Consider the following 18,941-nt stretch of genomic DNA (forward strand, 5'->3'; position numbering starts at 1 on the left):
TGATGACGAGGTCCGGGGGGAGGAGTCCCAGCTACCCGGTAGAGCCCTTAGTCTGTGGGATAGCCGGGGTTGTCCTCGGGGCGGTTGACTGCTGGGAGCTGACGGTGTTCGGACTTGGCTGGCTGGAAGTCGGTGCGCTGATCATTATCGCGCTGCTGGTCTTCGGCCCGGAGAAGCTGCCCCAGGCGGCCGCCCAGGCCGGGAAGACCCTGCGCAACCTGCGCCGCATGGCCAACAGCGCGCGTGACGACCTGCGGGCCGGGCTGGGCCCCGAGTTCTCCGACTTCGACCCCGCCGACCTCAATCCGCGCAACTTCGTCCGCAAGCATCTGCTCGAGGACGACGACGGCTGGAAGGACGGCAAACCGGCCGTCGCCGAGGTGGAGCCGGCCTACCCCGCCCCGGTGGGAGGGGAGCTGAGCGTGGGCGAGGTCCCCCCGTACGACAACGAGGCGACCTGACCCGCACCCGTAAGGCGCGACGAGGCGGGCCGGCCCACGCCCGTGCGGTCAGCCCCGGTTGGGGGCGAGCCCGAGCTGCATGCCCTTGAGGCTGGACGCGCGCTTGCTCAGCGTGGTCGCGATCGAGCGCAGCTCCGTCGCGGCGGGGGAGTCGGGGTCGGTGAGGACCAGCGGCTTGCCCTCGTCGCCGCCCTCGCGCAGCCGCAGGTCGATCGGGACCTGGCCGAGCAGCGGCACGCGCGCGCCGAGGATGCGGGTCAGCGCGTCGGCGACCGTCTGGCCGCCGCCCTCGCCGAAGACGGCGATGCGCTCGTCGCAGTGGGGACAGGGCAGCCAGGCCATGTTCTCGATGACGCCGGCGATCTGCTGGTGGGTCTGCGCCGCGATGGAACCGGCCCGCTCGGCCACCTCGGCGGCGGCCATCTGCGGCGTGGTGACGACCAGGATCTCGGCCCCCGGCAGTCGCTGGGCCACCGAGATGGCGATGTCGCCGGTCCCCGGTGGCAGGTCGAGCAGGAGGACGTCGAGGTCGCCCCAGTAGACGTCGGTGAGGAACTGGTGGAGCGCCCGGTCGAGCATCGGGCCGCGCCACACCACGGGCGTGTTGCCCTCGGGCTTGAACATGCCCACCGAGATGACCTTGATGTCGTGGGCCACCGGCGGCATGATCATGTCTTCGACCTTGGTGGGCCGCTCGGCCGCGCCCAGCATGCGGGGGATGCTGTGGCCGTAGATGTCGGCGTCGACGATGCCGACCTTCATCCCGTTCGCGGCCATGGCGGCGGCGAGGTTGACCGTCACCGAGGACTTGCCGACGCCGCCCTTGCCGCTGGCGACCGCGAAGACGCGGGTCAGCGAGCCGGGCTTGTTGAACGGGACCTCCTTCTCGGGGCCCCGGTCGCCGCGGAGCTTGGTCTGCAGCTCCTTGCGCTGCTCCTGGCTCATCACGTCGAGCTCCAGCTCGACGGCGGTGACGCCGTCGACCTTGGCGACGGCGGTCGTGACGTCGCGCCGGATCGTGTCCTTCATCGGGCAGCCGGCGACCGTGAGGAAGACGCCGACGCGCACCCTGCCGTCAGCGGCGATGTCGACGCCCTTGACCATGCCGAGGTCGGTGATCGGGCGGCGGATCTCGGGGTCGATGACGGTGGCGAGGGCGGCCGTCACCTGTTCCTGGGTTGGTGCCATCGAAGTCTCGGCACGCCCCGGTGAGGGGGTGCCGTCCCTCCTTTGCCGGTATGGGTGTGACAGGCGCGGGAACGCCGGTTGAGGATGCCCCTCCATGGTATGAACCCGGGAACCGGTCCCGTTAATCCAGCAGGCTCATCGGGCAACGTGCCAAGGTTACTGGGTGACCCGCACGGCGACGAGGGCCGCCGGTGGTCATCGCGACTCCTTGAGCTCCTCGCCCAGCCGCTGCAGCTCCGAGCGCAGGTAGTCGCGGGTGGCCACCTCGCCGAGCGCCAGCCGCAGGCCGGCGATCTCGCGGGTGAGGTACTCGACGTCGGCGCGGTTGCGCTCGGACGTCTGCCGGTCCTGCTCGTACTGGACGCGGTCGCGGTCGTCCTGCCGGTTCTGCGCGAGCAGGATCAGCGGGGCCGCGTAGGAGGCCTGCAGCGACAGCATGAGCGTGAGGAAGATGAACGGGTACGGGTCGAACTGGAACGAGGCCGGGGCGGCGACGTTCCAGCTCACCCAGACCACCACGAACACGGTCATGTAGACCAGGAAGCGCGCGGTGCCGAGGAAGCGGGCGATGCGCTCCGACAGCCGGCCGAACGCCTCGGGGTCGTAGTGGGGGCGCAGTGAGCGGCGCAGGTCACGGGGCTGGTCAAGGCGTTCGGTCGTCACGTCAGAGCCTCTCGCGCCAGTCTTCGGGGAGCAGGTGGTCAAGGACGTCGTCGACGGTCACCGTGCCGACGAGCCGGTTGTGCTCGTCGACGACCGGGGCGGCGACGAGGTTGTAGACCGCCAGGTAGGCGGCGACGTCGGGCAGCGGCAGGTCGGGCTTGATCGGGTCGATCGACGGGTCGATGACGTTGCCGAGCAGCGTGGAGGGCGGGACGCGGAGCAGCCGCTGGAAGTGGCTCACGCCGAGGTAGCGGCCGGTCGGGGTCTCGTTGGGCGGGCGGGTGATGAACACCTGGGCCGCCACGGCCGGGGTCAGCTCCTGCTGCCGGATGTGCGCGAGCGCCTCGGCGACCGAGCTGGTCGGGGGGAGGATGACCGGATCGGTGGTCATCAGGCCGCCGGCGGTGTCGTGCGGGTAGGTGAGCAGCCGCCGCACCGGGGCGGCCTCCTCCGGCTCCATCAGCGCCAGCAGCGCGGACGCCTGCTCCGGGGGCAGGTCGTGGAGCAGGTCGGCGGCGTCGTCGGGGCCCATCTCCTCCAGCACGTCGGCGGCCCGCTCCGGTTCGAGCGCGCCGAGGATGCCGATCTGGTCGCCGGGCGGCAGCTCCTCCAGCACGTCGGCCAGCCGGTCGTCGTCGAGCGCGCGGGCGACCTCCTCGCGTCGTTTGCCGGACAGCTCGTGCAGGGCGTTGGCCAGGTCGGCGGCGCGCAGCGACTCGAAGGAGGCGATCAGCCCGGCGGCGCCCTGGTTCTCCTGGAGGATGTCGAAACCGGAGACCTCGTCCCAGCCGGCCACCCGGGCGTCGCGCCGCCGCCTGCCCCGGTAGACCGCGATCTGGGTGACCTGCCACTCGGCGGGCTTGGTCTCGGCGATGGCGACGTCGTAGACGGTCATCGGCTCGCCGTCGACGCGCACGGTCAGGTCGAGCATCTCGCCGATCACCAGGGTCTCCAGGGGCCGCTGCTCGAACCGGCGCACGTTGAGCTTGCCGGTGAAGATCACCGCGCCGGCCTCGATGCCCCGTACCCGGGTGATGGGCAGGAACACCCGGCGGCGGGGGCGGACCTCGACCACCATGCCGTGCACGCGGGGCGGGCGCGAGCCGCGCAGCCCGACGACCACGTCCCTGATGCGGCCGATCTGATCGCCCGCCGGGTCGAAGACCGGGGTGCCCGCCAGCCGGGCGACGAAGATCTGCACGTCAGCCAGGCTAACAGCGCCCCCGCGTTGCGCCGCGGACGCCTGACGTGTCAGTATCCAACCTGCACCACGGTAATGACGTTCGACGGGGGTTCACGTGCGCTACGCGGGACTCGCGATGGCCTTCGTGTCCTCGCTCTGCTTCGCCTTCTCCGGCACCATGGCCAAATACCTCAACGCCGCCGGTCTGGCGCCGCTGGAGGCGGTCTGGGTGCGGATGGCGGGCGCCGGGGTGCTGCTGCTCGCCGTGCTCGCCGTGGTCAAGCCGTCCGCGCTGCGGATCGCCCGCTCGCGGCTGCCGTTCTTCGCGGTGTACGCGGTCGTCGCCATCGCCGGGGTGCAGTCACTGTACTTCGCGGCCATCACCAGGCTGCCGGTGGGGATCGCCCTGCTGCTGGAGTTCATGGCGCCGGTGATAGTGGTGGCGTGGGTGCGGTTCGTGCGGAAGATCCGGCTGGCCAGGGCCGCCTACCTCGGCGCGGTCATGGCGGTGGCCGGCCTGGCCATCGTGGTCGAGGCCTGGCAGGGCCTCCGGCTGGACGCGATCGGGCTGGGGCTGGCGCTGCTGGCCGGCGCGTGCTGCGCCGGATATTTCCTGATGAACGATAGCTTCGGGGATGACATCGACCCGCTCGGCCTGATCGCCTGGGGCATGATCGGCGCCGCCGTCGTGCTCGCGCCGATCTCCCAGCCGTGGAACCTCCCGTGGGACGCCTTCACCCGGACCGCCTCGCCGGTCGGCGGCACCCCGCTGCCGGTGCTCGTCGCGTACCTGTGGCTGGTGGTCGTGGCCACCGTCATCGCCTACATCCTCGGGGTGAACGCGGTCCGCAGGCTCTCGGCGGCCGTCGGCGCGACCGTGGCCTCGCTGGAGGTCATCGCCGGCTCGATCGTCGCATGGCTGCTGCTCGGCCAGGCGCTCGGCGCGTACCAGATCGTCGGCGGCCTCATCGTGCTGTCGGGCGCGCTCCTCGCGCAGACCGCGACCATCGTCCGTCAGACGCCGGTCGACCTGGCGGCGCCCGTCGGCGTGAGCCGCAGCACCGTCGACCCCTGAGCCCAGCGCTCGGTCAGGCGCTCGCTGTCGCGGGCGTTGAGCCGCTCCTTGGCCAGCGCCGCCACCGCCTCGGGCGCCGCCGCCTGCTCGACGACCGACACAGCGGCGTCGAACACCACCAGCCGGGCCCCGTTGTCCTTGCTGCGCAGCGTCACCCGTACGCTCTCCCGCCCGGCCAGCCCCGGCAGCTCCTGCTCCTCGCCGCCGGTCACCAGGTGGATCGCGCCGTCGTGCCACGCGTGCCAGGCCAGCCGCGGCCGGTCCAGGTCGAGCCAGAGGACGCCGGACTTCTTGGCGGCCTCCTCGATGGCCGATAGCTCAGTCGCCGATAGCCCAGCCGCCGATAGCCCAGTCGCCGATAGCTCAACTGCAAGGGTGTCGTCCGTCACAGCTCGAATGTAACCGGCTCCGGTGCCGTTACGGTGTGGCTCATGTTGCGTTCGCGTAGATCTGTCCTGGCCGTGCCCGGTAGCAACCCCCGTTTCCTGGAGAAGGCCCGCGGCCTGCCCGTCGACGAGGCGTTCCTGGACCTGGAAGACGCCGTCGCGCCCCTGGCCAAGGAGGAGGCGCGGCGCAACGTGGTGGCCGCGCTGCGCGAGGGCGGCTGGGACGGCAAGACCGTCGCGGTGCGGGTCAACGACCTGGCGACGCAGTGGGCGTACAAGGACGTCATCGAGGTCGTCGAGGGCGCCGGCGACCGGCTCGACTGCCTGATCCTGCCCAAGGTGCAGGACCCGACCGAGGTCGTGTGGCTCGACACGCTGCTCACCCAGATCGAGAAGGCCATGGGCTACGAGCCGGGCCGCATCGGCATCGAGGCGCAGATCGAGAACGCGCGCGGGCTGGTCAACGCCGACGCCATCGCCGGCTCGTCCCGGCGGCTGGAGACGCTGGTCTTCGGGCCGGCCGACTTCATGGCCTCGATCAACATGCGCACCCTCGTCGTGGGCGAGCAGCCGCCCGGCTACGACGAGGGCGACGCCTACCACTACATCCTGATGCGCCTGCTCATGGCCGCCCGCACCCACGACCTTCAGGTCATCGACGGCCCCTACCTGCAGATCAAGGACGTCGACGGGTTCCGCCGGGCCGCCCGGCGCTCGGCCGCGCTCGGCTACGACGGCAAGTGGGTGCTCCACCCGCTGCAGGTCGACGCGGCCAACGAGCTGTTCTCGCCGCCACAGGAGGACTACGACCGCGCCGAGCTCATCCTCGACGCGTACAAGTACTACACGACGGTCGAGAAGCGCGGCGCGGCCATGCTCGGCGACGAGATGATCGACGAGGCGTCCCGGAAGATGGCGCTGGTCGTGGCCGCCAAGGGCCGGGCCGCCGGGCTGAAGCGCACCACGAGCTTCGACCCGGCGGGTTAGACCGTGAACCCCACGGCCGTGAAGAACCAGAACGACGAGGTCAGCCAGAGCCCGACGAGCGCGGTGAACGCCAGCCCGCCGATCACCGGAAGCGTCCAGCCCGGGGTGTTCTCCTTGCGCAGGGCCAGCATCTTCGTGGTGAACACGCCGTAGAAGAAGCAGCCGAGCAGCGAGTGGACCATCACCCGCGGCACGTCGTACTGCAGGCCGAGCGCGTACAGGCAGTGGAAGGCCACCGGGATGGTGAGCAGGAACGCCAGCCTGCCCGACCACCGGTGGACCCCCGCCGGGATCCGGACCCCCAGCCTGCCCCACATCGACAGGGCCGAGACGACCTGCACCACGGCCAGCGCGGCGGCGGCCGTGGTCAGCCAGACCTTCATCGGCAGCGCGGCCGAGAAGCCCGCGACGCCCACGGCGAAGCCGGTGGGGGTGTGCGCGCGCCCGTACACGCCGAGCGCGACCATGATCACGGCGCCGGCCAGCAGCGGCACCAGCAGCGGGACGGAGCTCCGGGCGGGATGGCGGTGGACGGCGGTCATCGCGTCTCCTCTCATCGCATCTCCTCGATGAAACCGTCGACGTCCTCGGGCGTGACGGTGGTTCCGTTCACGGAGACGGACCTCGTCGGGTCGTCGCCGTCGAGCCGCGGGACGTCCACCGGCTCGTCGTTCCTGAAGGCGGCGCCGACCTGCGTGTAGCCGCCGCCCGGGTTCTCCACGACGATCCAGCCCGCGCGCACCTTGGCGCCCCTGACGACGGCGCTGGCGCGGTACAGGCCCGAGGGCTTTCTGACCGTGGCGGCGACGAAGCTCCACCGCTTCCCGCCGACCGCGACCTGCCCCGCGGCCCTGCCGTCACCGAGCTCGGCCTTGACCGTGGCCTTCCCGGTCCCCTTCAGCGCCAGTTCGCCGCCGGTCGCGTCGCCCTTGAACCAGGACTCGGTCCGGCCGTCGCAGAAGTACCCGATGGCCTTGCCGTCACGGATCGAGATCGCGATCAGGCCGCCGTTGCCCTTCACCCGGCCCGCGTAGTCGGCCTTCTCCGGCGCGGGGGGCGACTCCTCGAACGTCGGCGTCTCGGCCGGCGAGGGCTCGGCCGAGGCCGTGGCCTCGCCGCTCTCCGGTGTTTCCGTCGCCTCGGCGGCCTCCGGCGCTCGCGTCGCCTCACCGGCCGTGGCGGCGGTCGGATCGGCCGCCGGCGCGGCGGTGACGCTGGCGACGCCCAGCCCCGCGGCGAGCACGGCGCCCGCCGCCAGGGTGACGATAGGTCCCAGCCTTGACATGGCTTGCTCCCAGGATCGGCATGCGTACGCCTTCGAGCATCCGCCGAAAAGGCCGGGCCGTCTGTGAACTATTGCGCACCGGACGGACAGAATATGGAGATGCAGGAGAATCCTGAGCCTTCACCGGGACCGTACGGTCCGCCGGCTTACGCGCCGTACCCGCCGCCGCCGTCCTGGTTCGCGCCCGTGCCTCAGGACGCGCGATACGACCAGCTCGCCAGAACCCCGGCCAACCGGCTGTGGCGGCAGGTCGTCGGCACTCTGGTCGTCGCCGCCGGGTTCTTCGTCATCGGCACGGTCGTGCTGCTGGCCGGGACCGTCATCGGGGCGATCCTGCGCATCCCGCCGCCGGGGCCGGGGCAGATCTCCGGCGATCCGGTGTACGGGATGCTCCTGCTGCTGCTGTCGATCGCGGCCGTGCTGCCGCTGGTGTTCGGCGTGGCCGCGCTGGTGCAGCGGCGGCGGCCGGGGACGCTGTCGTCCGTGGCCGGGCGGCTGCGCTGGTCGTGGCTGCTGATCTGCGGGGGCGTGGCCCTGCTGTCGATGGTGCTGGCCCAGATCGTCCAGATGATCCTGCTGGTCGCCACGGGACAGCAGACCGGCGACATCTTCGGCTGGACCGGGTGGGAGCGCTTCCTGCCCGCGCTCGTCGTCATCGTGCTGTTCGTGCCCTTCCAGGCGGCCACCGAGGAGTACATGTTCCGCGGGTGGCTGCTGCAGGCTTTCGGCGCGCACCTGCGCAACCCGTGGTGGGGGATCGTGATCAGCTCGGTGCTGTTCGCGTCGTTGCACGGTTACTCGTGGGCGGGGCTGCTCGACGTGTTCAGCTTCGGCGTGGCCATGGCGTTCCTCGCGGTGCGGACCGGCGGGCTGGAGGCGGCCATCGCGCTGCACGTGCTGAACAACATGATGGCGTTCGGCGTCAGCGCGGCGGCGGGGAAGCTGGACGAGGCCTTGGACCAGGCGTCGGTGCCGGTGCCGTGGCAAGCGCTCGCGGCGACGGTCGTACAACTAGGGGTCTTCATCATTTTGGTGCTTTATCTGGCCAAAAAGCGGTCAATCAGCACTACTACCGGATAAATCGCCCGCAGGGTGTCAGGAATCTCGCTAGAGAGCTCTCGCCATTCCGGCTCCGACGTGCTGCTCTGGTTCTGTGGAGATGGACGTACGAGGTGAGGGGTGATCGTCTCTGGCCGGTGGGGTATGAGTGATCGTGGTGATGCTGTCGCGGACGCCGGAAGGAGGGACGCGAAGGTCGAAATAAGCGCATTTAGTGCACATTTGCGGCTAAGTAGCCCTTGGAACGGTCCCCAGGCTCTACCTCGTCCCCGCTGAGCAATGCCGACCAGAGCGATCTCGACCATCGAGCGGACCGGCCGCTTCCGTCCCGCTCGACCCGTCCGACTAGGAGGTACGGCGCGTGGCCTCCGGCGCCAGTGACCAGCAACGGCAGCCGCCAGACGACCCTCGTCCCGGCGACGCCACAGCCCCGGACTCACCCCCCGCCGACGACCCCACCCCGGCCACAGGCCGCAGCGACCCGCCGTCGCCACCCCCGGCCGGCCGTCCTGCCGGGTCCTCCCCGCCCGCCGGCTCCGAACGGACGCACGGGGAAGCACCCACCGGACCGGGCGGTTCCGCGGCGGGCGAGCACAAGGCTGAAGGGCCCGCGCGCGAACCCCGGATCCGGCACCACCCGCCGGGGCCCACGGACGACCGCACCCGCGGCTTACCGCTCACCTCACCCTGGGGCCTGCCGCCGTTCGCCGCCCCCACCCCGGAGGACGACCCTCCCGAACCCTCCAAGGGCCGACGACCGTACAGCTCTCCCACCGCCGAGCCGGAGACCGAGCCCCGGCGCCGCCGGCGCACGGTCGACCGCCCGGACAAGCTCGTGGCCAGCGGGCCACCACGTCCCGTCCCGCCACCGGCGTCCGGAGAGTCCGAGCCTTCCCCGCCCGGCGAGGGGGCGGGGAAGGACCTCGGCCACCAGGACTCCCCCGGCGACATCGCCCGTACGGGCACAGACCGTGAAGGCCGCGGAGACGCCCGTACGGCCCCGTACGGGATCGCACACGAGCCCCCGCCTCCAGAGGCCGCCCCCCAGCGCGCCGAGGACCCCGGCCACTCTCAGAGCGGCGCCGAGACCCCCCAGCCCCCGACAGGCGGCACACCCACCAGCGGCGAGCCCCAGAGCGGCGGCGAGGCCCACGGCGGTCAGTCCCGGGGCGGTGGCGAGGGTGACGAGGCTGCGGGACGCCCGTCTCCGAGGCGTGGCGAGCCCTATGCGGGGGAGGCGGCTCCCGCCGGCGGCGGTTCCAGCTGGTTCCACCGGGCCGAGGAGCCCGCCCGCGACCGCTCCCGGGAGGACGACGCCCCGAGCGGTCAGGAGCCTCGCTGGGAGATCGCTTACGGAGCGGGAGCCGTGAGCGGGAGCCTGGCGGATGAGCCTGCCGGTCGCGGCGCGGGAGTCGTGCGGGGGAGTCCGGGAGAGGAGTCCGCCGGCGACGAGCCCGTACCGGATGAGCACGTACCCGACGAGGACGAGCCGGTACGGCGGGTGGGGAGACCGCCGGGCGGGAGGCCGACGCGGCCCGATCTGCTGGTCGCCTCCGGACCCGCACGGCCCCCGGGGAGCGGCGGAAGGCACGAGCGGGGCCCCGCCCCGTCGGCGATGCGGCGGGCGAGCCCGACGCGGCGGCGGCGCAGCCCCGTCGTGCCGATGGCCGTGGCGCTGGCGATCGCGCTGCTCGTGGCCGCCGGCATGCTGGTGTGGCAGTGGCGCGCCCCCGACGAGGCCCAGCTCAGGCTCGCCACCGGCACCGGCAGGAACGGCGACGACCTGTTCACGGTCCCCGCGGCCGGGCAGGGCACCGACCAGAAGCTCAACGACCTGGCCGCCGACGGCCGTGCCGTGGTGGTCGTGGGCAGCGACACCACCAGCCCGACGCCCAGGCCGCTGTTCCTGTACTCGGCCGACGGCAGGAAGTGGCAGCTCGGCCGCGTCACCGGCGCGAGCACGCCCATCGTGCGGCGCGTGGTCGGCGGCGGCGGCCGGTGGCTGGCCGCCGGGGGCGACGGGGTGCGCGAGGCAGGGCTGTGGACCAGCGCCGACGGCCTGAACTGGCAGACGGCCGGCGGCGCGGCGTTCCGGCCCGGCGACCTGATCCACGACATCGCCAGGACCGGCTCCGGGTTCGTCGCGGTGGGTGAGGCGGCGCTGCGCGACGGCGGAGCGGGCCCGGCCGCCTGGCACTCGGAGGACGGCCGTGACTGGGAGCGGGTGGAGACCCGCGGCCTGGAAGCGGGCGGGATCCGGGCCGTGGCGGCCAGGGGCGACACGGTGGTGGCCATGGCCAGGCCCGCGCAGGGCGACGGCTCCCGCGTCATCAGGTCCGGCGACGGCGGCCGCACCTGGCAGGCGACGGGGTTCCAGCTCCCCGAGGCGACGCCCAAGGCGGGCTCGCTGGCGGTGGCGTCGAAACGTTTCGTGCTGGTCTCCACCCGGCAGCGCACGATCACCGGCGACGTGCGGGTCTACTGCTCGCCCACCGGCGGCGAGTGGTCGCAGTGCGGCACGATCGACGGCCTGCCCGCGGCCAGCCCCGGCGTGGAGCGGCTCGTCCCGTACGAGGGCGGCGTGGCCGCGGTGAGCCAGGCGGGGATCGGCTCGTACGCGGTGCTGACCAGCGCGGACGGCGGCTCGTGGAGCACGCGGCCCGGCATCGGCGACCTGGGCGGCGCGACGCTGCGCGGCTTCGCCATCGGCGCGGGCGGCACCCTGTACGCGGGCGGCGACCGCGCGGTCTCGGACGTGCACAACGAGCCGGTGCTCGTGGCCGCGCCCCAGCGGGGCAAGGCGGCGCGGGTACGGCTCGACCAGGTCGAGGGGCTGACCAGGATGGCGCGCGAGACCAGCGGCCTGGCCGGCCACGACGGCCGGTACGTGGCCGTCGGCTCGGCCGCCGGCGAGGCGGGCGTCTGGACCACCCAGGACTGGAAGGACTGGACGTCCATCGGGCTCGGCGGACCCCGGCGGCAGCAGTTGAACGACGTGGCGTTCGGCAGGCGCGGCTGGCTCGCCGTGGGCGGCACCCAGGCCGATCTCCAGGTGACCGAGCCGCTCCTGGTCAGCTCCGCCGACGGCCGCACCTGGAAGAAGGTGCCTCTGTCCGACGACCTGGCCAGGCAGGGCGATCACCCGTACCTGGACGTGCGGACGGTCGCGGCGGGGCCCGGGGGATACCTGCTCGCGGGCGAGGACCGCGGCCCGGCGGGCACGGCGGCGGCGGTCTGGTTCACCCCCGACCTGCGCGCCTACACCCGCGCGGCGCGGCTGCCGCAGGGCGGCTCGGGCGTGCGCCTGCACGACCTGGCCGCCACCCCGGACGGGTACGTCGCGGTCGGCGGCGCGGGCGCGGCCGGGCACGAGAGCGGCGTCGTCTGGGTGTCGGGGGACGGGCTCAACTGGACGGCCAGGGAGCGGCTGGCCCCGCCGGACGCGTCCTCGGCCGGACTGCGCCAGGTGGTGGCCTACCAGGACAAGCTGGTGGTCATCGGCGCGGCCCAGACCTCCTCGGGCGCGTCCCGGGCCTTCTCCGCCGTCTCCGAGGACGACGGCGAGACCTGGGAGACGTCGTGGCTGCCCGCGGAGAAGGCGGCGGGCGTGCACGACCTGGCGGCGGCGGAGCAGGGCCTGGTGGCGGTCGGCTGGCACGGCACGCAGGGCGAGGGCGACAGCGCGGCCTGGATCTCGCAGGACGGCCTGTCGTGGAGCCGGCTCGACCTCAAGAAGGACCGCCTGGCCGGGCCGGGCGCGCAGTGGCTGGCCGCCGTGACGATCTCAGGTGAGGAGGTGGTGGCGCTGGGCCGTTCCACGACGTACAGCGACGACCACCTCATCCTCTGGACGTCCTCCCTCACCGCCGGCCGCTGAGGGCCGCGGGGAGGCCCGTCACGGCGGAAGGGCGCGCCAGGCGCGCAGCGTGTCGAGCAGGCCGGCGGTGAGCGGCAGGCGGGTGAGTTCGTCCGGCGCGCACCAGCGGGCGTCCGCGGCGTCGTCGCCCGGCGTGAGCGCGCCGCCGACCACAGTGGCGAGATAGTCGCGCACCTCGTACGTGACGCCGCCGGGAGCCGGCAGGTCCACCGTGCCCGCGAGCGGCCCGACGGCCACCTCCAGACCCGTCTCCTCCAGCAGCTCGCGCCGCACGGCGGCGGCGTCGGACTCGCCGGGCTCCACCCGGCCGCCCGGCAGCGACCAGCGCCCCGCACTCGGCGGGCGGCCGCGCTGGACGAGCAGAAGGCGGCCCGCGTCGTCCAGGACGATCGCGCCGACACAATTTACGCGCACCTGACCAACATTACGACGTGATAACGGACTGTGGTCTTGACGGGGCGGTCCCCGACGAAGCACCGTGGGTAGCTGTGAGAGCGGCTCCAACCTGCCCCCGGTGTTTCGGCCCGCTGCACGCGCCCAGCGTGTGGTCGAGTGCCTGGCGCTGCGACGCGCACGGTGACGTCCTGCCGTACCAGCCTCCCCGGCCGCCCTCGGAGACGGCCGCGCAGGCGATGCGCAAGACCTCGCTGGTGCCGGTGTGGCTGCCCTGGCCGTTGCCGTCCGGATGGCTCGTCACCGGGTTCGGCGAGGTGGGCGACGAGGTCAAGGGCGTGCGGGCGAGCCTGGTCGCGCTCTCCGGGCCGTCCCTCATGGAGGGCCCCGCCGACCTCCTCGTCATCGCCGAGGAGCCGGGCGTGTGCATCGGGGCGGCGTTCGCGGGGCTGTCCGGGCCCGACCCCGGCGAGGGGTTCGACGCGGGGCCGCCCAACGCCAAGATCGAGGTGATGGGGCATCCCGCGCCGCTGTGGTGCGTGCACGGCTCGCCCGACCGGGCCGTCTACGCGGGCGAGGCGCTCGGCAACTGGCTGTGGGCCATCGCCTGGCCCGCCGAGGCCGGCTGCATCATCGCGCTCGCCGAGCTGAGCCTGATCGACATGCGCGACCACGACCTCGACATTCCGTTCGGCGCATTCTCGCCCCGGCTCCAAGACTGAGGCCCGACAGGATTCGCTCATGGGTGTGGACGGGCTAGAGTTCGGAGGCGTGACAGCGCGTATCGAGCGAGTGGTGACCGAGGGCCTCGTCGACATCGACGGCACCGAGCACAAGGTCGAGAACAACACCTGGATCATCGGCGACGACGAGGAGGCCATCGTCATCGACCCGTCCAGGGACGCCGAGAAGATCCTGGAGGCGGTGGGCGAGCGCGAGGTGCTCGCGGTCATCTGCACCCACGGCCTTCCCGACCATGTCGGCGCCGCCATCGAGGTGGCGGCCAGGGACGAGGCCGTCGTCGCCCTCCATCCCAAGGACAAGCAGCTCTGGCGGGAGACCTGGACCGAGACCTGGCCGGACATCGACATGGAGGACGACGGCGTCTTCCAGGTCGCCGACGTCCAGCTCGACGTCATGGAGACGCCCGGCATCACGCCCGGCGGGGTCTCGCTCTACTGCGAGGGCCTCAACGCGGTCTTCTCCGGCAAGACGTTGCAGGCCGACGGCCCCGGCAAGCTCGGCGGCGAGTACCCCCGCCTGGCCGACCAGCTCACCGCCATCGGCGGGCGGCTGTTCACGCTGCCGGGCGCGACCCGGGTGCTGCCCGCCCACGGCGAGGAGGTGACCGTCGGAGATCTGGAGCCGCACTTCGACGACTGGATCTCCGGCTCGCTGACCCGGGTGGAGACCGAGCCCGCGGAGGAGAGCCCGCTCGCCGACGGCACCAAGGCCGCCCGCATCAGGCTCGACTCCGGCGACGACTAGGGTGTACGACCAGCTTCCGCTGGAAGGGATGCCGCGGCGGCTCTATTCCTGCACGCCGTCGCGGTTGAACGCCTGGCTCGACTGCCGGCGCCGCTACCGGTTCACCTACCTGGACCGGCCGCAGCCGTCGAAGGGCCCTGCCTGGGCCCACAACAGCGTCGGGGCGAGCGTCCACAACGCGCTCGCGGCGTGGTGGCGGGAGCCGTACGAGCGGCGCACGCCGCTGACCGCGGCCGTCCTGCTCACCAGGGGATGGATCAGCGAGGGGTTCAGGGACGAGGCCCAGTCGGCCCACTGGCTCGACCGCAGCCGCGACCTGGTCTCGGGGTACGCGGCCACGCTCGACCCGTCCGACGACCCGGTCGGCGTCGAGCGCACGGTGGCCACCCGGACGTCGGTGATCGCCGTCTCGGGCCGCATCGACCGGCTCGACCGGCGCGGCGACGAGTTAGTCGTGGTCGACTACAAGACGGGGCGGCGGCCGCTCACCCAGGACGACGCGCGCTCCTCGCTCGCGCTGGCGATCTACGCGGTCGCGGCGTCCCGCATGATGCGCACCCCGGCCCGCGCCGTCGAGCTGCACCACCTGCCGACGGGCGAGATCGTGCAGTGGCGTCACACGGACGAGTCCCTCGACCGCCACCTGCGGCGCGCCGAGGAGATCGGCTCGGAGGCCGCCGACGCCGACGAGCGTTACCGGGCGGTCATGGGTGAGCCGGCCCGGCCCGGACGGCCCCGGTCAGGCGGGGCGGGCGCGTCCCGTACGCAGGGAAACACCGGCCCGCCCGTCGCCGGCGCCACGGGCGGGCCTGCCGCCGAGCGGCCTGAGCGGCCCCTGGTGAGCCCGCCGCGGGTGCCGGCGGAGCTGGACGAGCTGTTCGCGCCGAGTCCCGGCCCGATCTGCGGCTGGTGCGACTTCCGCCGCCACTGCCCCGAAGGGCTGACCGCCGCCCCCGAACACCGCCCCTGGGACGGCCTGGCGGAGTGAGGCCCGGGGTCAGAGGGTGTGGCTCTCGGCCGTGTTCCAGAACCTGACGAGCGCCGCCGCCGTGGTCTCCGGCGCCTCCACGGCGGGCGAATGGGCCGCGCCCGGCACCACCACGCACTCGGCGCCCAGGGCCGCCGCCATCTCCTGCTGCGTCTCGGCCGGCCAGCCGTCGTCGTGCTCGCCGTACAGCACCAGGGTGGGCAGCTCGATCTGGCGCAGCTCGTCCGTGCGGTCGGGCGCGGACACCACCTCGGCGGCCATCGCCGCCAGGCCCGTCGGCGAGTTGGCCAGCAGCCGTTCGCGCAGGAACGCCAGGATGTCGTCGGGCACCTCCGCCGCCAGCGCGTCCGGCTCGAAGCCGGCGTGCCACACGTGCCGCAGCCCCGAGGCGGGGATCGTGCGCGTCAGCCACCGGGCGTGCTCGGCGCGCTTGCCGGTGATGCCGGCCGGGCCGGAGCCCAGCAGCGTGAGTGAGGCGAACTTGGTGCGCCCGTCGATCACCGCCTCGCGCGCCACCAGGCCGCCGAAGGAGTGGCCCACCAGATGGACCGGCTCGCCGTCGCCGGCCTGCTGGGCGAGCGCGTCGACGTCGGCGCCGAGCGCCGCGCACGTGTAGGCGGCGGGGTCGTCGGCGCCCGGCGTCTCGTACTGGCCGCGCAGGTCGACGGCGAGCACGCGGCGGCCGGACAGGGCCAGCGTCTGCAGGACCGCGATGAAGTCCTCCTTGCTGCCGGTCAGCCCCGGGAGCAGGATCGCGGGCCCGCGCTCCACCACTCCGGTCGCCGGCAGCGCCTCCAGGACCGCGAACGTGCCCCGGGCGGTCTCGATCTTGCCTGGGGTGACGCCAGGAGGCAGGTGCAGGAATCGCGGCGTACTCACGTGGGGCAACAATACCCAGAGCCCACCGCGTCAACACCGGCGAACGCGTTACGCCGGTGGCAGCGGGGAATCCGGCGCCGCCGGTCGGCGGAAACACCCGGAAGACAGCCCTCGACGTGCGGGGACGCCCTGCCGCCCGCATGCGAAAGGCGCGCACCCGGACGGGGTGCGCGCCTTCGGCGGAACCGTCAGCCGGCGCGGCGGCGGTTGCCGCGGTTGCCGCCGTTGCGGCGCTGCTGCTTGCGCTCCGTGGCGGCCGACGGCGCGATGTCGTCGTCGTCCGTCGCCAGGTCGGGCGACTGGAAGATCACCGAGAACGGGCTCGCCGGGATGATCCGCTCCGGCTCCCGCCTCGGCGGGGCCGAGAACTCCGGCTCGCGCACCGGGGCCGGGGCCTCGGCGCGCGGCTCCGGCGCGACCTCGGGCTCGCGCGCCACGGGGGCGGCCTCCCGCCGCGACCGGACGGGGGCCTTTTCGCGCACCGGGGCCGTGACGGCCCGCTCCTCAGGGGCGGGGACGTCCGCGACCGGCTCCGCGACGGCGGACCGTCGGGTGCGGCGGCGCGGCTCGGCGGCCGCCGCCACCTCCTCGGCAGTGATGATCGCGGGTGTCTCCTCCTGCTGCTTGCTGGAGCGACCGGTCACGTGCTCGACCTCCGGCGTCTCGACGGCAGGGCTTACTGCGGGGCTGCCTGCGGGGCTGTCTTCGGCGAGCTTGCCGCCACGGGTGCGCCGGCGCGTGCGGGTGGAGGCGGGACGCTCCCGCCGCTCCTCACGCTCCTCGCGCTCGTCGCGGCGCCGGCCGCGCCCGCGTGGCCGGCCCGTCTCGCCGAGGTCCTCGATGCGCTCCGCCGACAGGCCCACCCGGGACCGGCTGGCGTGCGGGAGCACGCCCTTGGTGCCCTCGGGGATGCCGAGCTCGGAGAAGACGTGCGGCGAGGTGGAGTAGGTCTCCTCGGGCTCGGGGAAGTCGAGGCCGAGCATCTGGTTGATCATCTTCCAGCGGGTCAGCTCCTCCCACTCCACGAACGTGACCGAGATGCCCGTGCGCCCGGCCCGGCCGGTGCGGCCGATGCGGTGCACGTAGGCCTTGTCGTCGGTGGGGCAGTCGTAGTTGACCACGTGGGTGACGTCGTCGATGTCGATGCCGCGGGCCGCCACGTCGGTGGCGACCAGCACGTCGATCTTGCCGTTGCGGAACGCCCGCAGAGCCTGCTCGCGCTGGCCCTGGCCGAGGTCGCCGTGGACGGCCGCGACCGCGAAGCCCCGCGTGTCGAGCTGCTCGGAGACCATGTCACAGGCCCGCTTGGTCTCGCAGAAGACCATCGTGAGCCCGCGGCCTTCGGCCTGCAGCAGCCGGGAGAGGATCTCGATCTTGTCCATCCGGTGGGCGCGCCACACGATCTGGCGCACCTGCGGGGTGGTCTCGGACTCGCCGCTCTCCAGCTCCGCGCGCACGTGGGTGGGGCGGTTGAGGTACTTGCGGGACAGCCCGACGATCTCGCCCGGCATGGTGGCCGAGAACAGCATCGTCTGGCGCTCCGCCGGGATCAGCTTGAAGATCCGCTCGATGTCGGGCAGGAAGCCCAGGTCGAGCATCCGGTCGGCCTCGTCCAGGACCAGGCTGGTGACCTGGCTGAGGTCGAGGTGCTTCTGCTTGACCAGGTCGAGCAGCCGGCCGGGGGTGCCGACGATGACGTCGACGCCCGCCTTGAGCGCCTCGATCTGCGGCTCGTACGCGCGCCCGCCGTAGACGGTGAGCACCCGGGAGCCGAGCTTGCCCGCGGCGGTGACCAGGTCCTCGCTCACCTGCGTGGCGAGCTCCCGGGTCGGCACGACGACCAGCCCGCGGGGCTTCTTGCGGTTCTTGCGCGGCTTGCCGATGCTCTGCAGCATGGCGATGCCGAACGCGTAGGTCTTGCCGGTGCCCGTGCGGGCCTGGCCGATCAGGTCTTGGCCGTTCAGCGCGAGCGGAAGCGCCATCTCCTGGATCGGGAACGGTGTGGTGATGCCCTCGGTCTCGAGGGCATCGGCGATTTCTGGAGTGACTCCGAGGTCTCGGAAAGTCGTCAGCGTGGCCTGCCTCAGTCTCAAATGAAGGCGGGCCTGCCGGGACCGACGGGTGGAAAAACCGACCCCGTTCCTGGGTCCTCGCGGTAGAGCCAGCCCTCTCGTGTCATCACGACCGCGCGCCCGGGGATCGGGGGATCCGGGGACAGAACCCCGAATGTACACAGTGCGGTCGCACTTTCTCAGAGCAGTGTACTCGATAGCACAACGCTGGCCAGGCTTACGTATGTTCCCGAACATTGCCGGAAGTACGCTGCCATCCATGAACGAGTCTCCTGGGGTCGTCGACCTGCTCGGCGTCCTGGCCTATGCGGAGCTGAGCGCCTTCACGAGGATGACGGAGGACGCCGCCGCCCTGGCGCCCACGCTCGCCGACCGGACGGCGCTGTGCGAGCTGGCCGTCGCCGAATACCAGCACTTCCGGCTGTTGTACGGCCGGCTGCGCGACCTGGGGGCCGACCCGGAGCGGGCGATGCAGCCGTTCGCCGAGGCGCTGGACGCCTGGCACACCCAGACCAGCCCGGCCGACTGGCTCCAGGCGCTGGTCAAGGCGTACGTGGGGGTCGGCATCGCGCTCGACTTCTATCGTGAGGCGGCCCGCCGCCTGGCCCCGTCGATCGTCGAGCTGGTCGACGTGGTGCTGGAGGACGAGGGGCGCGCGGAGTTCGCGGTCGAGCGCGTACGGGCCGGGGTCGCGGCGGACCCGTCGGCGGGCGGGCGGCTGGCGCTGTGGGCCAGGCGGCTCGTCGGCGAGGCGCTCAGCCAGGGCCAGCGGGTCGCGGCGGCGCGCCCGGAGCTGGCCACCATGCTGGTGGAGTCGGGCGAGAACGACCAGGCGGAGATCTCCCGCCTGTTCGCCAGGCTGACCGAGGAGCACGGCAAGCGGATGGCGGCCCTCGGCATCTGACGAACACCGCCGGCCCGCGTGCCGCGCCCTCACGAGCGCGGCACGCGGGCCGG

General features: G+C 72.9%; 18 protein-coding genes. 9 read left to right on the top strand and 9 right to left on the bottom strand.

Annotation, left to right across the window (positions count from 1 at the left end):
• Positions 1-104 precede the first annotated feature (104 nt).
• Entirely contained in the window at positions 105-461 is a 357-nt protein-coding gene (locus ACQEUU_RS31120) for a sec-independent translocase (protein WP_433072655.1), read from the top strand.
• A gap of 48 nt (positions 462-509) precedes the next feature.
• Here ACQEUU_RS31120 and ACQEUU_RS31125 read toward each other — a convergent pair whose 3' ends face one another.
• From ACQEUU_RS31125 to ACQEUU_RS31135, 3 genes are all read right to left on the bottom strand, one after another.
• Entirely contained in the window at positions 510-1,649 is a 1,140-nt protein-coding gene (locus ACQEUU_RS31125; protein WP_433072656.1) for an Mrp/NBP35 family ATP-binding protein, read from the bottom strand.
• A 195-nt stretch (positions 1,650-1,844) separates the two neighbouring features.
• Positions 1,845-2,312, bottom strand: a complete 468-nt coding sequence (locus ACQEUU_RS31130; protein ID WP_433072657.1) for a DUF1003 domain-containing protein — start codon at positions 2,310-2,312, stop codon at positions 1,845-1,847.
• Position 2,313: 1 nt separating this feature from the next.
• The gene (locus tag ACQEUU_RS31135) at positions 2,314-3,513 is read right to left on the bottom strand and encodes a magnesium transporter MgtE N-terminal domain-containing protein (protein WP_433072658.1); all 1,200 of its coding nucleotides are present in this window, start codon (positions 3,511-3,513) and stop codon (positions 2,314-2,316) included.
• A 97-nt stretch (positions 3,514-3,610) separates the two neighbouring features.
• Between ACQEUU_RS31135 and ACQEUU_RS31140 the strand changes: the two genes are divergently transcribed.
• Complete coding sequence (locus ACQEUU_RS31140) at positions 3,611-4,570, top strand: EamA family transporter (protein ID WP_433072659.1); 960 nt, start codon at positions 3,611-3,613, stop codon at positions 4,568-4,570.
• On the opposite strand, the gene ACQEUU_RS31145 is transcribed toward ACQEUU_RS31140, so the two are convergent.
• The gene (locus ACQEUU_RS31145) at positions 4,510-4,959 is read right to left on the bottom strand and encodes a hypothetical protein (RefSeq protein WP_433072660.1); all 450 of its coding nucleotides are present in this window, start codon (positions 4,957-4,959) and stop codon (positions 4,510-4,512) included. The genes ACQEUU_RS31140 and ACQEUU_RS31145 overlap by 61 nt on opposite strands.
• A gap of 42 nt (positions 4,960-5,001) precedes the next feature.
• Between ACQEUU_RS31145 and ACQEUU_RS31150 the strand changes: the two genes are divergently transcribed.
• Complete coding sequence (locus ACQEUU_RS31150) at positions 5,002-5,943, top strand: HpcH/HpaI aldolase/citrate lyase family protein (RefSeq protein WP_433072661.1); 942 nt, start codon at positions 5,002-5,004, stop codon at positions 5,941-5,943.
• Here ACQEUU_RS31150 and ACQEUU_RS31155 read toward each other — a convergent pair.
• On the bottom strand, positions 5,940-6,500 hold the full coding sequence (locus ACQEUU_RS31155) for a DUF6529 family protein (protein ID WP_433072662.1): 561 nt from the start codon (positions 6,498-6,500) through the stop codon (positions 5,940-5,942). The genes ACQEUU_RS31150 and ACQEUU_RS31155 overlap by 4 nt on opposite strands.
• A complete protein-coding gene (locus ACQEUU_RS31160) occupies positions 6,497-7,228 on the bottom strand; it encodes a hypothetical protein (RefSeq protein ID WP_433072663.1) in 732 nt (243 codons plus the stop codon). The genes ACQEUU_RS31155 and ACQEUU_RS31160 overlap by 4 nt, the downstream gene beginning before the upstream one ends.
• 99 nt (positions 7,229-7,327) lie before the next feature.
• On the opposite strand from ACQEUU_RS31160, the gene ACQEUU_RS31165 reads away from it, so the two are divergent.
• Both ACQEUU_RS31165 and ACQEUU_RS31170 read left to right on the top strand, forming a co-directional pair.
• Entirely contained in the window at positions 7,328-8,308 is a 981-nt protein-coding gene (locus ACQEUU_RS31165) for a lysostaphin resistance A-like protein (RefSeq protein ID WP_433072664.1), read from the top strand.
• Positions 8,309-8,648: 340 nt separating this feature from the next.
• Complete coding sequence (locus ACQEUU_RS31170) at positions 8,649-12,164, top strand: hypothetical protein (protein ID WP_433072665.1); 3,516 nt, start codon at positions 8,649-8,651, stop codon at positions 12,162-12,164.
• Positions 12,165-12,182: 18 nt separating this feature from the next.
• On the opposite strand, the gene ACQEUU_RS31175 is transcribed toward ACQEUU_RS31170, so the two are convergent.
• Entirely contained in the window at positions 12,183-12,578 is a 396-nt protein-coding gene (locus ACQEUU_RS31175) for an NUDIX hydrolase (protein ID WP_433072666.1), read from the bottom strand.
• A 74-nt stretch (positions 12,579-12,652) separates the two neighbouring features.
• On the opposite strand from ACQEUU_RS31175, the gene ACQEUU_RS31180 reads away from it, so the two are divergent.
• The 3 genes from ACQEUU_RS31180 to ACQEUU_RS31190 are packed head-to-tail and all read left to right on the top strand — an operon-like array spanning position 12,653 to position 15,033.
• Complete coding sequence (locus ACQEUU_RS31180) at positions 12,653-13,279, top strand: DUF6758 family protein (RefSeq protein ID WP_433072667.1); 627 nt, start codon at positions 12,653-12,655, stop codon at positions 13,277-13,279.
• 49 nt (positions 13,280-13,328) lie between these two features.
• Positions 13,329-14,045 carry an MBL fold metallo-hydrolase gene (locus tag ACQEUU_RS31185; RefSeq protein ID WP_433072668.1) on the top strand — a complete coding sequence of 239 codons (717 nt, stop codon included), beginning with the start codon at positions 13,329-13,331 and terminating at the stop codon, positions 14,043-14,045.
• 1 nt (position 14,046) lies between these two features.
• Entirely contained in the window at positions 14,047-15,033 is a 987-nt protein-coding gene (locus tag ACQEUU_RS31190) for a RecB family exonuclease (RefSeq protein ID WP_433072669.1), read from the top strand.
• A gap of 9 nt (positions 15,034-15,042) precedes the next feature.
• On the opposite strand, the gene ACQEUU_RS31195 is transcribed toward ACQEUU_RS31190, so the two are convergent.
• Both ACQEUU_RS31195 and ACQEUU_RS31200 read right to left on the bottom strand, forming a co-directional pair.
• Positions 15,043-15,912, bottom strand: coding sequence for an alpha/beta fold hydrolase (locus tag ACQEUU_RS31195; protein ID WP_433072670.1), 870 nt, complete (start codon positions 15,910-15,912; stop codon positions 15,043-15,045).
• 188 nt (positions 15,913-16,100) lie between these two features.
• Entirely contained in the window at positions 16,101-17,894 is a 1,794-nt protein-coding gene (locus ACQEUU_RS31200) for a DEAD/DEAH box helicase (protein WP_433072671.1), read from the bottom strand.
• Between the two features lie 349 nt (positions 17,895-18,243).
• On the opposite strand from ACQEUU_RS31200, the gene ACQEUU_RS31205 reads away from it, so the two are divergent.
• Positions 18,244-18,888 carry a ferritin-like fold-containing protein gene (locus ACQEUU_RS31205; RefSeq protein ID WP_433072672.1) on the top strand — a complete coding sequence of 215 codons (645 nt, stop codon included), beginning with the start codon at positions 18,244-18,246 and terminating at the stop codon, positions 18,886-18,888.
• Positions 18,889-18,941: the final 53 nt, after the last annotated feature.

This window comes from Nonomuraea sp. CA-218870, from assembly GCF_050936535.1.
GTDB classification, from domain to species: Bacteria; Actinomycetota; Actinomycetes; order Streptosporangiales; family Streptosporangiaceae; genus Nonomuraea; species Nonomuraea corallina.